The 14559-nt window shown below is 68.8% G+C and carries 12 protein-coding genes and 2 pseudogenes; 3 read left to right on the top strand and 11 right to left on the bottom strand.

The window, feature by feature from the left end; all coding sequences use genetic code 11:
• Window positions 1–19: 19 nt before the first annotated feature.
• From ACFYPC_RS34485 to ACFYPC_RS34470, 4 genes are all read right to left on the bottom strand, one after another.
• Window positions 20–1513 carry a UvrD-helicase domain-containing protein gene (locus ACFYPC_RS34485; RefSeq protein ID WP_391891117.1) on the bottom strand — a complete coding sequence of 498 codons (1494 nt, stop codon included), beginning with the start codon at window positions 1511–1513 and terminating at the stop codon, window positions 20–22.
• A complete protein-coding gene (locus ACFYPC_RS34480) occupies window positions 1510–1986 on the bottom strand; it encodes a hypothetical protein (RefSeq protein WP_391891115.1) in 477 nt (158 codons plus the stop codon). The genes ACFYPC_RS34485 and ACFYPC_RS34480 overlap by 4 nt, the downstream gene beginning before the upstream one ends.
• A gap of 3 nt (window positions 1987–1989) precedes the next feature.
• The gene (locus ACFYPC_RS34475; protein ID WP_391891113.1) at window positions 1990–2850 is read right to left on the bottom strand and encodes a DUF6083 domain-containing protein; all 861 of its coding nucleotides are present in this window, start codon (window positions 2848–2850) and stop codon (window positions 1990–1992) included.
• Between the two features lie 168 nt (window positions 2851–3018).
• On the bottom strand, window positions 3019–3282 hold the full coding sequence (locus ACFYPC_RS34470) for a helix-turn-helix transcriptional regulator (protein ID WP_391891111.1): 264 nt from the start codon (window positions 3280–3282) through the stop codon (window positions 3019–3021).
• A 191-nt stretch (window positions 3283–3473) separates the two neighbouring features.
• On the opposite strand from ACFYPC_RS34470, the gene ACFYPC_RS34465 reads away from it, so the two are divergent.
• Window positions 3474–4487 carry a hypothetical protein gene (locus tag ACFYPC_RS34465; protein WP_391891109.1) on the top strand — a complete coding sequence of 338 codons (1014 nt, stop codon included), beginning with the start codon at window positions 3474–3476 and terminating at the stop codon, window positions 4485–4487.
• Between the two features lie 183 nt (window positions 4488–4670).
• On the opposite strand, the pseudogene ACFYPC_RS34460 reads toward ACFYPC_RS34465, so the two are convergent.
• Window positions 4671–4873: pseudogene (locus ACFYPC_RS34460) on the bottom strand (IS5/IS1182 family transposase); the annotation flags it as partial.
• 234 nt (window positions 4874–5107) lie between these two features.
• On the opposite strand from ACFYPC_RS34460, the gene ACFYPC_RS34455 reads away from it, so the two are divergent.
• Window positions 5108–5482 carry a hypothetical protein gene (locus tag ACFYPC_RS34455; protein ID WP_391891107.1) on the top strand — a complete coding sequence of 125 codons (375 nt, stop codon included), beginning with the start codon at window positions 5108–5110 and terminating at the stop codon, window positions 5480–5482.
• A gap of 76 nt (window positions 5483–5558) precedes the next feature.
• Here the strand turns inward: ACFYPC_RS34455 and tpg are convergent, their stop codons facing one another.
• The 5 genes from tpg to ACFYPC_RS34430 form a co-directional block, all read right to left on the bottom strand.
• The gene (tpg, locus tag ACFYPC_RS34450; protein WP_391891105.1) at window positions 5559–6113 is read right to left on the bottom strand and encodes a telomere-protecting terminal protein Tpg; all 555 of its coding nucleotides are present in this window, start codon (window positions 6111–6113) and stop codon (window positions 5559–5561) included.
• Between the two features lie 9 nt (window positions 6114–6122).
• Window positions 6123–8207: a telomere-associated protein Tap gene (tap, locus tag ACFYPC_RS34445; RefSeq protein ID WP_391891103.1), complete on the bottom strand. Its 2085-nt coding sequence runs from the start codon at window positions 8205–8207 to the stop codon at window positions 6123–6125.
• Between the two features lie 22 nt (window positions 8208–8229).
• Window positions 8230–8601, bottom strand: a complete 372-nt coding sequence (locus ACFYPC_RS34440) for a hypothetical protein (protein ID WP_391891101.1) — start codon at window positions 8599–8601, stop codon at window positions 8230–8232.
• Window positions 8602–9587: 986 nt separating this feature from the next.
• Window positions 9588–10256: a hypothetical protein gene (locus tag ACFYPC_RS34435; RefSeq protein ID WP_391891099.1), complete on the bottom strand. Its 669-nt coding sequence runs from the start codon at window positions 10254–10256 to the stop codon at window positions 9588–9590.
• A complete protein-coding gene (locus tag ACFYPC_RS34430) occupies window positions 10246–12105 on the bottom strand; it encodes a DEAD/DEAH box helicase (protein ID WP_391891097.1) in 1860 nt (619 codons plus the stop codon). The genes ACFYPC_RS34435 and ACFYPC_RS34430 overlap by 11 nt, the downstream gene beginning before the upstream one ends.
• 1019 nt (window positions 12106–13124) lie before the next feature.
• Between ACFYPC_RS34430 and ACFYPC_RS34425 the strand changes: the two genes are divergently transcribed.
• Window positions 13125–13999 (top strand): IS5 family transposase gene (locus ACFYPC_RS34425; RefSeq protein ID WP_391891095.1). Its coding sequence is split into 2 segments (ribosomal slippage): window positions 13125–13514 and window positions 13517–13999, totalling 873 coding nucleotides; the frame shifts between segments, so codons are not numbered across the junction.
• Between the two features lie 38 nt (window positions 14000–14037).
• On the opposite strand, the pseudogene ACFYPC_RS34420 reads toward ACFYPC_RS34425, so the two are convergent.
• A pseudogene (locus ACFYPC_RS34420) lies at window positions 14038–14549 on the bottom strand (DUF1203 domain-containing protein).
• Between the last annotated feature and the right edge of the window lie 10 nt (window positions 14550–14559).

Genomic DNA, 14559 nt, shown 5'->3' with positions numbered 1-14559 from the left:
TCGCCCCGTGAGGCAAGGTCTAGGTATGTCCTTCCCCTGCCCGCGGCGACGGTGACAGGGGTGCGGCGGGATGATTCTCGATCCAGGACAGGCCTCCGATGTCGAGGTGGTGGCGGGTACGGGTGACGGCGACGTAGGCGAGGCGGGCTTCGCCGTCGTCGATCGGTCCGGGCACCGCGCGGCCGGTATCGTCCAGCTGGTCGCTGTCCTTGGGCGGGGTGAAGTCGTCGGCGATTTTCACGCAGCCCCATTCACGGCCCTTGGCCTTGTGTGCGGTCGAGACGGTCACTTCAGCCCGCTGCTCGGGGACGAGTTGAGCAACAGCGTTGAGGATGGCGTCGGTGCCGTGGGTGTCGACGAGGTCGACCAGCGGCTGCAGATCTCGTCCGGCCGGGTCGTGGGTGGCGTAGTCCTGCAGATCACCCCAGGAGGGGAACAGGACCAGTTCGGGATGGGTGGTGCGGCGGCCTTCCTTGAGGTCGTGGGCGGCCAGGGCGAGGGCTCGCAGGCTGTCTCCTCCCCCGACCAGGGCCACCTGGTAGCCGGTGGCCAGCAGTTTCATGACCTGGGCCATGGCGCCGACGTTGGTGCGGCACAGCACGGCGTCGGGCCGGGCGAGGGGGCCGAGTTCGGTGGGCACGGTCGCGGTGCCGGTGAGGCGGATCGGGGCGTCGGCGATGGCCAGCCACCGGTTGGCTTCTTCCGCGAGTTGAGGGCCGAAGCGGAATGACTGGGACAGGGCGAGCTGGGTGCCGTCGAAGCCGGTCATGACGTCTTTGGCGCCGCGCCAGTCGTAAATGGCCTGGGCGGAGTCGCCGACCATCACCAGCTGGGCGTGACCGCGCTGGTTGAGGAAGATCTGCTCGACAACGGGGTTGGTGTCCTGGGCCTCGTCCAGCAAGAGGAAGTCGGCGTCGAGTTTCGGCTGGGTGAGGGCCCAGATCTTCAGGTAGTGGTCGTGCTCGAAGCGAACCGCGCCGTCGTGTGGGTGCTGCAGGTCGGCCCAGGCCTTGCGGGCAAACGGCACGATGTGGGCGGCGAGTTGGGTGTGGAGGGCCGTGTCTTCGAGGCCCCGCATGTGGGGCACGTGGTGGCGGGTGATCGCCACGTCGGCGGTGTGGCAGAAGCGTGCCACGGTGCGCAGCGTGGCGTTCGACAGGGCCTTCTGGGACAGTTCACGTTCCCCGATACGGACTGGTTTCGTGATGCCGAGTGACTGCCCGGTCTGCCAGGCAGGGCGGCGGGGGGCGTTGAGGCGGCGGGTGTAGCGGTGTCCGACGGCGGCGTAGGCCAAGGCGTGGGCGGTCTTGCAGATGACGGTGGACGGGAAGCGCGCGGTCGCGTCCTGGGCGATGGCCCGGTTGTAGGCGAGGTAGCGGCCGCGGCGTTTGGTGGCGTGGGCGAGCAGGGCCAGGGTGGTGGTCTTGCCTGTGCCGGCTCCGGCTTGGAGGGCCAGGTGGTCGCCGGAGTGGAAGGCGTCTGCTGCGGCGCGCTGTTCGTCGGTCGGGTTCACAGCTGCGGTGCTCCGGGAGTCTGGGTAAGAGCGCGCCCCACGGCCGACAGAAAGTGGGTGGCGGTGGTGCGGGCGAGAAGGCGCCTCACCGCCTGGTCGAGCCGGTCGGCTTCCTGGCTGGCGTGCTGGGCCAGGGCACGGCGGAGGGCCAGCTGCACGAAACGCTCGGGGCTTTGGCCCGCGCGGTCGGCCGCAGCTTTGAGGGCGGTGCGGGTGGCGGGCGGGAAGGCGACGTTGAGCAGGACTTGCCCGCTCGCGTCGGGGTAGTGCGTGGTGATCACGTCGATGGGCAGCCGCTCGTTGAGCCGGTGGCGCAGGCGGCGGGCTGCTCTGCCTGGGGTTTTGGCGCTCATGAGGGCGATCAGGCGGGTGGCGTCGTGGTTGGCCGCGAGCGGCCACGTGCGGGCGGCGTCGTGGAGTTCGGCCGGGGTGAGGGGCCGGGTCAGGGTGATTTCCAGCGCGTGGTGCGGCACCGCTCAAACCTCCCCGTGACGGCTGGCCGGGGAGTGCGGGAGACGGGTGTGGATGTGCACCGCGTGCAGGAGAGCGTCGAAGACCTGCCATCCGGCCAGGGCAAGGTCGGCGGCGCCCGGGGCTGCGGCATGGTCGGGGCAGCGTTGGGTGCGCCAGCGCAGCTGCTCGGCGTAGGGCAGGCGGCTGAGGTCGTAGACGGCCATCAGCCCGGCGGGCAGGGCGAGTTGGCCGCGCTGCGGGCTCGCGGGCAGCAGCGTCCATTTTCCTTGGGGGGTGTTGGGGGCGAGCACGGGATGCGGGCAGCGATTGCGGTGCCGGGTCTGGGCCACACACCGGACGTCCTCGATGGGTGCGTCGGCGAGGTAGTGGCCCAGGAGCAGTTGCACGACGGGCAGGGTGGCGCGGTCACTGCCGGTGGGCTGTTTGCAGGCGGCGGGCAGGCTGGGGGTGAAGGCGCCTGTGTCGATGAGGCGTCGGGTGCGGACGGCGAGTTGGCGGCGTACCGCTTCGATGTGCGGGCCGGTCCGGGTGGTGGGGGTGCTGTCCGGGCATAGCACGGCGTGCGGGATGCGGCACCAGGTGCTGCCGTCGCCGTGCGGGTAGGCGATGCCGCTGCTCAGGTGCCAGCGGCATGGTTCGGGGACGTCGGCTGTGGCCAGTTCGGCCGGATGCAGGGCGATGGGCCGCTGGTCGGTGCGCTGGTAGATGTCGATGCGGTTGCCGCACCGGCGGCAGCGGCCGCTCTGGCCGGCGCGCAGCAGGCGGGTTGGGCTGGCGGCGGTCACTCGCAGCGGGCGCCGGGGGTGCGCGGTGCGGGGGCTGCCGTCCCAGTGGCAGCCGGTGGAGAGGGTGTTGGGGTGCATGTCGGGGACCGTGCCAGGCGACACCCCGCGATGACGGGGATGGACCGGGCGGTGTCCCCCAGGCGGCCCAGTCGTACCGAACGTCTGCCCTGGTTGGCGTTTGGGTGTTCGGTGCGTGCTCGCCGGTTCGGGTGATTCGCGAGCGGTGCGCAAGCGGGTGTAGCGCGGTCAGGAGGCCGGGGTGCCGGGCGGGGTGTGGTTGTCGCAGAGGGTGCCCAGCAGGTGCTCGATCGGGACGTCGAAGGTGTGGGCGAGGGCATGCCAGGTGGTGACGCTGCCGGTGGTGCGGCCGTGTTCGAGGTCGATGAGGGTGCGCCGGGCCAGGCCGCTGCGGCTGGCGAGTTCATCGAAGGTCCAGCCGCGCTCGTTCCTCAGCCGCGCCAGCGTCACGCGCAGGGCGGTGAGGTCGGGGTCGGGCGGCAAGATCGTCACTCGACCATCCGACGGTGCAGGACCCTGCCCTGTCAGTGCAGACATCTGCACTATCTGCGCAGGTGAGCGCTGCGGTCCCGGCCGCTGCAGTGGTGCAGAAGTCTGCACTACGGTGCGCTCCGACCCCCGCTTGCCGGCAGGGAGCACACGGCGCCCCCGGGGCGCGGATCGGATGGGAGGGCGACGAGCCCATGCGGCTTTCCAGTACGCATGCCGCGGTGCAGCGCATCTGGACGGTGGAACTGCGCCCGCACACGGGTGGGCCGGCCCTGGCCTGCCCCCGCTGCGCCCCGCGCAGCCGCCCGCTGCAGGCCGCCTCCGCGCGCTCGGCCGCCCTGACGCATCTGGCGCGCCATGCCCGCACCGACGCACTGCCCGGGCACTTGCGCACCTGCCAGTGCCGAGCGCGGGGCTGCCACTGGCACCCCCGTCACCGCGGCTGCGCAGGACCGGTACTCCTCGCGCTGACCCGTGACCGCGGCGGCCGCGCGTGGCGGCTGGCCGACGCCTGCGCCGCGTGCGCAGCCGCCATGAGTCATACCGCCATCGTGCCCCCCACGCTGCTGAGCGGCGGCCGCGCACAGTCCGCTTCCGGCGGGCCGGCCCCTGAGCGCAGCGCGCCGCCGTACGGGCCGGGCGAGCAGCAGCGGGTGCGGGAGATGCTCACCTATCTGGCTGCCGCGCTGCCCCGGTTCTCCTCGTCCGCCGTCCGGCTGCTGGCCCTGCAGTGCGCGCTGCGCGCCGACAGCCAGGGACGTGTCCGGCTGCCGGACGGCTTCCTGCGCGGGATGCGGCTGCGCGGCCGCACGGAACTGTGGCATGAGCTGGAGCACGCCGGCTGGCTGCACCTCCCGGCCAGGAGGCACTCCTGCCTGGAGGTGCAGCTGCTCGATGCCGCCGTGCTCGCCCAGGCTCCCGGGCGCACCGCCCGTGTCCGCGCTGCCCAATGGGCGCTGCACCCCGCCCCACTGACCGTTCCGCCCGCCATGTCCCCGGCCGTGCAGCTGACCACGCTCGTGCTGGCCTCTCACACTTCCGCCGAGGCGGGCCGCGCCGACCTGGATATTCTGACCCGCCAATGCGGGCAATCGCCCCAGCAGTTGGAGGACCTCCTTGACCGGCTGGTCCGCTCACAGGTCCTGGCCGCCTGGCACCACCAGGACGACGACGAGGTCTCCTGGCGCTTGCCCGACCACAGGGAGTGAGCCGGCAGCGGCTGCCCGCCCGGCACGGCACGTGGCGGGCGGGCAGCTCCCCGTCAGAGAGGGCAGACCCCCGGGAGCTGCGGACAGGGCCTCCTGGCGCCGGGGTTTCGGCGTGCCTGGCCGGAGGCGGGCTTCGCCTCTTCCGGAGGGCGTGTTTCGAATTTGCGCGAACATGTCGGTGCGGGGGCTCTTGTGAGTCAGGCGCCGGGTCATGGTGATGAGTGCCCAGTTCAGGTGGGCTTCGGAGTGCTGGGCCAGGCGTTCGTAGTCGCGTGCGTTGCGGCGGGCATTCATGGACCAGGGATCGTGCGCTCGACCTTCCAGCGGCGGGGCAAGACGACGAAGCCCTTGGCGCCCTTCGGCCCGGAGACGATACGCAGGGTGAGCCAGAGGAGCTGGCCGTCCGCGATGACCGCTGCTCCGCCGCTTCCTGCTGTTCTCGAAACTGCCCCATCACAAGATTCAGCTCACACGCGTGTGCCAAGGCTCGATAGTTGTCACTGGTGGAGCTGGATAGGCTGGCAGAAAAATCGGGCCGAAGCAGCCTGGTTGCCACCTGGGAGGCGGGCTACTTGTCACAGACGCTCCATCAGCCGCCTTCTTGTCACCAGGCCGAGGGCGTGACGCGCGACGACCTCGCCGACATGCTCGGCGAGCAGACCGCGGCATGTGGCCCCGCACGCGACGCCTTGACCGCAGGGGGTGCCTTCGTCGTCTGGGACGGCCTGGTCCCCGCCGACCGGCTCGCGCATACCTACCGGGTTCGGTCGCGCCACACCGTGAGGCGTGGCCACACCGTCGAGGGCCTTGCCTCCACCGTCGGCATCCTCGAGCAGGCAGGGGAAGAGCTTCTCCGTATCGGCCGCATCGACGCGGTGGACAAGTCCTCGGTGTTCACGCTCTTCCTCAACGCCGCAGCGACGGCAGTGGTGGCCTGCGCTGGAGGACCTCGGTCCGGCACCCCGCGCGCGCCTGCCGACAACAACGCCGAGTGACAACGACCCTGCCTTTGTGGCACCTACCGTGCTTCGGCTCAACGCGTAGCCGCGCTGGTCCTTGCGTGCCGGGTGTTCAGAAGTCGAGTTCGACGTAGTCGATGTCGGTGAATTCCACCTGTAGCCCGGGGGCGCGGTGGCCGTGGTCTTTGAAGTAGATCTCCTGCAAGCCCTCGGCGGCGATGCCCTGCAACTGCTGGTCGCTCGCGCCTGCGGCGTGGGCGTCGAAGAGGCGGGCGGCGTAGGCGGGAGGGAGGTGCTGGGTGATCAGGCGGATACGGGCGTCGTCGGTGGTGCCGGGGGCGGCGGTGAAGCCGAACCGTGCGCGGGTTTCGATGACGATGCCATCGATGGTGGCGGCCTTCTTCTTGGCCCGCTCGCGTACGCGGGGCTGCCAGTTCTTGCGTGTCTCCGTGGCGAGCCGGGTGGCGAGGTCTGGGCGGGGTTGCTTGATCTGGCCTGTGAGGTAGCGCTCGACGGTGCGTTGGGAGATGCCCAGGCGTTCGGCTGCGGCCCGGGTTCCTTTGAGGGTTTTGACCAGGAACTTCATCTGCGCTTGGGCGGACTTGGGCGCGGGGCGGGTGAAGGTGTTGGTGGTGGCTTTGTCGAGGCTGTTGCCGAAGACTCCCATCGCGGTGTCCTACTCTCCGCCCGCGGCGGCGTCGGTGCCCTTGATGTGCCGGGCGGGGTTGTGGCCTTCGTCGAGCATCTTGACGGCCCACATCAGGGGCTGGGTGCCTTCGTGTTTGACCATGCCGGGGCTGACGCCGAGGCGGAAGCCGCCGGGCAGTGGTTTGTCTTCCGGAGTGCGCGGCAGGAAGTCCAGCGGGCTGGGTCCGTCGGACAGGTAGACGGCGCAGTCCGAGAGGACCGCGATGGGAAACAGTCCGGCTCCGTCGGCGATTTTGAGCATCTTGCGGTGCATGTTGATGCGAGCCGCGGCGATGACGGCGGCGCGGATGTCGGGCCGCCAGGTGGGGCGTTCCAGTGCCGGCCAGCGTTGGCCGGGCCGGTAGCCGGCGCCTTGCGGGCGTTCACGGAGCTTGCCGATGCCGCCCTTCACGGTGGCTTTGATGGCGGAGAGTACGGCGGCCTGGGCGGGGTCGGTGTGCTTGTGATGTTCCATCGCGGCGAGGAAGTCCGCCTCGGGCAGGTTGGAGGTGACGCCGAGTTGCTCCATGGTGGTCATGTAGGCGTCGCGGAGCCGGGTGTACCAGGCGTCCAGGTACGAGCCGGCCTCGGGTCGCACGTATGCCTCGAGCGGTGTGACGGTGTGGCCGAGTTCGGCGGCGTAGGCGACTGTGGGTGTCGCGTACCAGGCCGGTCCCTGTGGCCGGGTGCCGTGCGGGGTGAACGGGTTGGGCAGTCGTGCATCGAAGTCGATGTGGGAGAGGTCCACGAGCCAGCTGCCGGGCAGGGATTTGTCGAAGGCCGGAGCGTTCAAATGGACCGGTGCGCCGAGGCCGACGGACAGCCGGTTGGCGGCCGCCGCGAACGCCATGTTGACGTCGATGCCCACCGCGAACGGCCTGACGCATTCGGCATCCGTGAGCAGTTCCGGGTCCCTGGTCCATTCGCAGGCTTCCTCATCGAGGACCTCGGCCGGGGTGCGCTGATATCCGCGCGGGTACAGGGCGGCGACCACGGGGTGCTCGTCGGGGGCCTCCGGTGGCGCTGGGTCCACTGCGGCGGTGAGGGCGCCGGGGTTCGGGCCCGATACCCAGGTGCCGGTCGTCTCGTCCTTGACCGGGCGGGTGGGCGGACGCAGCGTGGTCATCAGTTCCAGGCCTGAGACAGCCGCCGAGCCACGTGGGGTGATCACGCGCTTCGCGTAGTCACCCAGAGTCTGGGCGAGTTCGGCAGGCGGCATCTGTGCGGCACTCCCCCACGCGCGGGTGTCCAGCGCGTCCCAGGGCAGGACGGCGAGCTGCACGCACTGGCGGCGGCCGCCCTGTGCGGGACGGTAGATCCGCGCCCAGGGGCCGAAGCCGCGCCGGGTCAACTGCCACTTCGCGCGGGCGATCTGACGCACCACCGGGTGGTCCTCGGGCAGGCGCAGGCCCCGCCGGTCCTCCAGCACGGCAGGAAGACCCAGCCGGGCTGCCGCCTCGGCGGTCAGGACGATCAGAGGATCGGCGTCCTTGCCGTTGCGGTGCAGGCGGGGTGCGCCGAGTTCCGCCTCGGCGAGTGTCCACTCCACCAGGGACGGCACGTCCGGGGCCGGGCAGTCCAGTACGAGTCCGCCCATGCAGTACGCGGATCCGTCGCCGTCCAGTACGGCCAGCGGTCCATGAGCAAAGCGCGGGTCGACAGCAGCTGTCTCGGGGGGCGCCGCAGTTTTCGTGCGCGGGGGGCGCGGCGTGGTGGGCTGTCGTGGGCCGGGCTCTGGTCGAGCCGGCAGGGGCTGGGCAGTCGTTTGCGCCGGCGTTTCCTGGCCGGTCTGTGCGTCGTGCGCCGGGGGCATGTCCTGGGCTCGTGCGGCCAGTTGAGTGGCCATTCCGTCCAGGAGCTGGGCGTAGGCAGCCCGTGTGGCGCCTTGTGGTTCGCTGCGGCCGGCTTCCCAGCCGGCGACGGTGTTGCGGGCCACGCCGAGGGCTTCGGCGATCTCGGCCTGGCTCAGGCCGTAGTCGGTACGCAGGCGTGCCCGCTGCGCGGGTTCCGGCAGCGTGGTGCGGCGCGGCCCCGACTTCAGCAGGGTTTCCACGGGATCGGGCGTGCTGGCCATGTCGGTATGGATTCCCCTCGGCTCAGTCCTGGCCGGTGTGGCGGGCATAGTTGGGGTCTGCGTCAAGGAAAGCCCGCAGATGCTGACCGGTGAGGATGCGCGCGGGATTGCGCCCCGGGGGCATCGGAAGCCTGTCCCCCAGGGCCCACTGGAAGCGGGCGGCCGGGGCCAGGTCGAAGACGTACTTGCTGCCCTCGGCGGTGTCGGGGGTACTGCTGAGGATCTCGAACACCCCGACACAGACGCCCCCGTCGACGAAGGCAAGCAGGAAGTCACCGTGCTGCGCGATCGTCTGCGCCGAGTAGCGCCAGGTACGGGAGGCTGCCTGCGCGACCGTGCGCCCCTGACGCAGCCCCTGTCTGACATCCACCGCCAGCATCTGTCCCCTGCCCATGCATTGTTCTAGCGAGCAACTTGATTCTACATCAGATCAACTCACTTTATCGGCTGATAAAATCAGGCTGAAGTGTGGCAATACTTGAAGACTGAGTGCCTTGTGCGGTCCCCTCCAGCCTCGCGGCGGGGAGGGACTCAACCCGCGCCGGAGTGGCCTTGCAGGCGTCTCAGGCGGAGGGAAGAACTGGGTGGGTGCAGCGCCGCCATCTCTTCGAGTGTGTTGGCCACGCGGTAGTCGCAGTGCTCCAGCAGATGCCTGAGATCAGCGGGGAGTTCGGCGTGATGGACCAGAGCGAGGTCCAGTCGGGTGGTGCGGTGCAGATGGACCAGATCCGCCCTACAGCCCCACGTCCACGAGGTGGGTGCGCAGCAAGGTCACCTTGCAAGCAGTGCACTGCCGCGTAAGCGGTCTAGCGCTGCCGTGTCCCATAGTTCAGCGAGGACATGCCGCGGAGCGGCGAGGTCTCTCCGAGCGCTTTGCACATGTCGCCCCATACTCGGCGGTGGCCGTAGGGCGCGGCGGGATGGACCACCAGGCCCCGCATACCAGGATGTCGATGCCCGTCCCCCCAACGCATTGATCGGGTTCGTGGCTCCTCCCCTCGTGAACGAGGCGGCTTCCCATCCGGCCTCAACGGATCTCACGACGGCCAAGCCCTGACCGCCGCCAAGGCAGACGCGAAGCACACTGTGCCGCTTCGCAACTCTGGACATGGAGATACTTTCCTTCCCGACCTGATGGCCGGGACTTCCACCCAAGAGCAGAGATGGCGCCTTGTCAGTGTGGCTGATCTGCGGCATTCCCGGGAAAGCTCGCGCTCGTCGGGGCTGGCGTCGCTGCGGCCCGGCAGCCGGGCGTCAGGCGTTGCGTCGCCGCCGCACACAGGCTGTCGTTCCGGCCCGCTGCCGGGTGAAGACCGCTTTGGCTTCCTCCGCATGCCAAAGCCTCTGCCCGGTTCGATCATGCTCCTCAGTAGTGCTCGTTCAGGGGGGATCGTCTTGTGTCTCCACGACCAGTTCCGTCAAGGCAGCACAGACCTGGCGGGCTTGTTCGGCTCCGAGCTTCTCCAGCAGTTTGCGGGCGACGGCCTGCGGGTCGGTCAACGGGATCGTGGTCTGCGGCCTGCGCCAGCCGGCTTCCACTGCGGCGGTGTAGGCCTTCATTCGTCCGGCGGTGACTTCTTCCAGCAAGTCGGGCCGGTCTTTGGCGAGCTTGCGCATGATGTTCTCGACGTTGTTGCCGTTGGGCTGTTTCTTGCGCGGCGCAGGCACAGCAGATCCTTCGTCGGCCGCTGCGGACAGGTGGCCAGAAAAATTCTGTACATCGTCCATATTTTTCGGACGGCCCCGGTCACGTGGGGGCGTCAGCTCATAGAGGATCGCCAGGAGATCTGGACGCTGGCCGATCAGCTTCTCGACGATCGTGAGGTCAGCTCCCAGCCCTTGCAGAGGAAGGGTCTCCACAAAGTCAGCGAACTCGCCGGGATCGTAGGTGATGCGGTCACCGAGACGGGTGACGAAGTCCATCCAGCCACCGGTGGTGAGAAGTTCCTCCAGCAGCTTGGGGACGGTCCCCAGGGACGTGGCGCCCGAGCGCAGGGAAGAGCCGAGGGAGGCAACGAGCTGGCCGCGTTCTCTGAGCTCACCGGGCACGGTCCGTCCCCCGCCTTCCGACGTCAAGAGCTGCTTCTTTTTTGATCTCTGTGTCCAGGTAGTCGAGGATGCGCTTGAGGGTAGAGGTGGTGCAGTCAGGTCGGGCTCCGAACCGCCGCATCAGATCGGTATTGATCGCGGCCTGTCGCTTTCCCCTCGCCGGTGCGTTGTCTTTTCCTGTCCGGCGGCACTGCATACGAGCCAGGCGGTCGACGCTCCGGTCGACTTCGGCCCGGATCATGTCCTTTTTCTTGTAGGCGGGCAGGGGGGCCGGCTGCGGTGTCGCAGGAGCAGGAGGCGCAGCGGCTGCGGTCCGTTCCTGGTTGACCAGCAGTTCCGCCATGTGGCGGGCGTATGTGGTGGGGATGTTGTAGTCGAGGCATGCGCGGTGGCCGGGCAGGTAGATGTCGGCGTTCTGTCCAATGCCTCGGCGGTCTGACCGGTAGAACTCCGCAGAGCCGACCTCCAGGGTGATGGTGCCCGGGGGCGCCGGGATGCCGTCAGTGGTGCCGACCGGATTGCCGTCGACGTCGAAGAGCTCGGTCTGATGGGCGTCGCCTGAAGCGCTGTTCTCCTGGCGTTGCTGGGGAATGGACGAGGAAGGCAGGGCATCTGACGGTGTACCGGTCTCATCGGCGGCGTCGAGTTCGTCGTCGTCGAATCTGCTGAGCTTGTCGCGCAGTTCCTGTTCGATCTCGGTGCTGAGTTCCATGAGGATGGACACTGCCGGGATGATGATGTGGGCGTCGTACTGCGGCGGGCAGTCGGGGCGGGTGCGAACGAAGCGTCCCACGTACTGGCGGAAGAACAGGGGCGTCTTCCACCGGCTGAGGTAACAGCCGACCATCAGGCGCGGGACGTCGACGCCTTCGGAGACCATGCGGATCGCCACGAGCCACATCTTGGAGCCGTCGTGACGGAAGGCGTCGAGTTTCGCGACGGCCTGGTCGTCCTCGCTGGTGACGACGGTGGGCTGCTGGCCGCTGATGCGGGCCAGGATGGCGGCGATCGCTTTCGCTCTCTCCTTGCTGTCGGTGACGACCAGCCCTCCGGCGTCGGGCACGTCCTTGCGCCGGTCAGCGAGCAGTTGATGGGCCTTCTCCAGGAGTGCGGGCGTCCATTCCTGGTCCGGGTCGAATACGGCGTCGAACATCTTGCCGAGTTCCCGGCCTTTGCCGGTGTCGCGGAGCGACTTGGTGATCTCGGTGGCGTTGTCGAGGTAGCGGGCCTGCCCGTCGTAGGCGTGGATCTCGACGGCCCGGCAGACGTTGTCAGCGACCGCGTTGCCGTACTCGTAGGCGAAGTCGACCAGGACCCGGCCGGTTTCGGGGTCGTAGCGGCACCAGGGGATGGGACAGTCGTCGGACCGCCAGGGCGTGCCGGTGAGCATGAGGATGTTCTCGGCGTGCGTCAGGGCCCGCCGGGTTCCATCGCCCCACGTCTTGTTGTCGCCCAGGTGGTGCGCCTCGTCGAGGATGGCCAGTGTCGGGGTGGAGGTGACGGCGAGGTAGGCACGTTCCGCGCCCGCCGCGTTCATCTGCTGGTAGCTGGCGACGAATCCGTCGGACTCACGGTCGTTGTAGTCCGACGGCTCTCTCACCGGCAGCAGTTCCAGGCCGAACGCGGAGGCGACGTCCGCCCACTGCTGGCGCAGCGAGTCGCTGGGCACGTAGACGGCGACCCGGTAGATCACGCCCATCTGCTTGAGGGTGGCGGCCACATACAGGGCGAAGATGGTCTTGCCCGCACCGGGCGTGAGCATCGCCAGCCATTCCCGCTGCCCCTTGCGGTCGGCCATGTACCGGTCGACGGCTTCCTGCTGGCAGGTACGCAGTGTGGGCCACGGCATGACAGGACTCCCCCGGTTGAAGCGGTGCCACGCCGCGGTCAGGCCAACAGGTCAGCATGGTCGCGGCAGGTGCCCGTACAAGTAGGTGACCTCGTGTGCCGGTCGAGCTACGGATGCGGCGCGGCGTCTTCGGACATCCTGTCGATGGTGATGTACGCGAAGCCAGCACGGGCGGACCGGTTCCGCCTATCGGATGACGTCAGCCTTTCTGGTTGACGGCAGCCCTGTGGACGTCGGCCTCCATGACAAAGTCGTGCCCGCCACACCCGGCAAGAGCGTCCGTAGCGCGGCCTGCGCTCTTGTAGCCGCCGCTCACCACACTGCCCCGGAGATCCGCCGAAACCCGCCCTCGTGGCCGTAACCGAACCCGACTGACGACAGCAGGCTCCGCCGCCTTCACCGAGACTGCCCTCGACGGCTTTGCCGATGCTCCCGCGCTCGCCCGCCGCGGTGAAGTAGTCCTTGCACTTGCTCCTCATGGTCGTGGAAGACGTAACCGGTGAAGCCTCGAGGAGGCCCTGCGGCTGAGCGACGAGCCTTGGGCCAAGGCATCCGCCTGGCGGGTCCTGACGCGAATGCCGTGAACAGCAACGGGGCTCCGGGAACCTCTGCGCCGTGAGCGCGGCTTTCCGGGAGGCAGAATCTGAGCGAACAGTTCGAAGTGAGAGCGCCCGTGGACCAGCCCAGCGGAGAGAACTTCGGCGGCGAAATCCACACTGCGGCCCTGCTGTCGGCGTACACCTGAACGTCCCCACCCGCGTACGGATGAACGTGGCCAGATCCGATGAGGAGCATTGGTCGGCACTCTGCTGCGTAGTCGGTGTGTGGCGGCAGGGGGTGGTCGGCAGTGGTCTGGATCCGCGTCGGTGGTCGGAACTACGGCGGTTTCGTGGGCTGTCGGAGTCCGGGGCGATGAGCCTGTCGGAGATCGCCCGGGAGACGGGGCTGGACCGCAAGACGGTCCGTAAGTACTAGGGCGTGTGTCAGAAGTGGATCTTGAGGTGCGATGATCTTACTTCGTGGCACGTGGAGATCTGACGGATGTGCAGTGGGCTCGGCTGGAGCCGTTGTTGCCCAGGGGTACGAAGCCGGGCCGTCCGCCGATATGGACTCGGCGGCAGTTGATCGACGGCATACGGTTCCGGACCCGTACCGGTGTTCCGTGGCGTGATGTTCCTGAACGGTACGGCCCTTGGGCTCGGGTGTACGACTTGTTTCGGCGCTGGCAGCGGGACGGCACCTGGCAGCAGATCTTCGCCTCACTGCAGGCCCAGGCCGATGCCAAGGAGCTCATCACCTGGGACATCAACATCGACTCCACCGTCTGCCGGGCCCACCAGCATGCCGCCGGGGCGCGGAAAAAGGGGCCCTGCAAAAGGAACCGCCCGGCGGGGTCGGCGTTGAGCCCGACGACCACGGCCTCGGGCGCTCGCGCGGCGGTCTGACCACCAAGCTGCACCTGGCCGTCGAGCAGGGGCAGAAGCCGATGTCGATCGTGATCACCGCTGGCCAGCGCGGGGACTCCCCGCAGTTCGAGCCGGTCCTGAAGAAGATCCGTGTGGCCCGGCTGGGTTCGGGCAGGCCCCGGACCCGTCCGGACCGGGTCCGCGCCGACAAGGCATACGCCTCCCGAAAAAACCGCGCCTACCTGCGCAGGCGCGGTATTCGTTGCACCATTCCGGACAAGGCCGACCAGGCCCGCAACCGCAAGAAGCGCGGCTCGCACGGTGGTCGTCCGCCGAGGTTCGACAAGATCGACTATCGCGAGCGGCACGCGGTCGAGTGCGGCATCAACCGACTCAAGCGCAACAGGGCTGTGGCCACGCGCTACGACAAGCTCGCGGTCCGCTACGAAGCGACCGTGCTGGTCGCAGCCATCAACGAGTGGCTATGACCGGCGCACGCCATGAAGGCTGAAGCCCTGGTCTGCGGTCAGGGCCTGCGCACCTCGTACTGGAAGCAGCCGTACTCCACCGCCCGTACGTGCACGACTGCGACTTCAGCATCGGCGAGGGCCGTGTGCAGGGCCCGGTCCACGGCAGCCTGTGCCTGGTCGGGGTCGTCCGGCAACTGCACGAGTGCACCTCCCGTGATCTGACCTGCGCCGCTGTATTGGTGAAAGACACGCAGGGCCCCGGTCTCGGCGAACGGATAGCCGAAGGATGCATTCGGTCCCGTGCACTGGCCAGTGTGGATGAAAACCGGGCCCACCTCGTCATAGGCCCCTGGTCGACGCCCACCTCGGCCGCCCACCGACGCAGCGGAGCATAAGACACCAGCGAGATCCGCTCGCCGGCACGACTCCGGCGCAAGCAGCACCGCAAGGGTGCTCCGTCCATGTCGTACACGTAGGCACGGGGAATCACGCCGGCATCGTCGCGTTCGCGGAGCCCATCGAGGACGTGGGGAGCAATGGCAGTCGGCTGGTAAGTCATGGTCATCATGCACTCAGGC

The sequence above is a fragment of the Streptomyces sp. NPDC005808 genome (genome assembly GCF_042871385.1).
GTDB lineage: Bacteria > Actinomycetota > Actinomycetes > Streptomycetales > Streptomycetaceae > Streptomyces.
This window is presented reverse-complemented; position numbering and strand designations above follow the sequence as displayed.

Bases quoted from the DNA above. Each gene is read 5' to 3' on its own strand.
- tpg (WP_391891105.1), bottom strand. From the start codon at position 6,113: ATGGGAGTCTTCGGCAACAGCCTCGACAAAGCCACCACCAACACCTTC.
- ACFYPC_RS34430 (WP_391891097.1), bottom strand. From the start codon at position 12,105: ATGCCGTGGCCCACACTGCGTACCTGCCAGCAGGAAGCCGTCGACCGG.
- ACFYPC_RS34465 (WP_391891109.1), top strand. From the start codon at position 3,474: ATGCGGCTTTCCAGTACGCATGCCGCGGTGCAGCGCATCTGGACGGTG.
- ACFYPC_RS34475 (WP_391891113.1), bottom strand. From the start codon at position 2,850: ATGCACCCCAACACCCTCTCCACCGGCTGCCACTGGGACGGCAGCCCC.
- ACFYPC_RS34440 (WP_391891101.1), bottom strand. From the start codon at position 8,601: ATGGGCAGGGGACAGATGCTGGCGGTGGATGTCAGACAGGGGCTGCGT.
- tap (WP_391891103.1), bottom strand. From the start codon at position 8,207: ATGGCCAGCACGCCCGATCCCGTGGAAACCCTGCTGAAGTCGGGGCCG.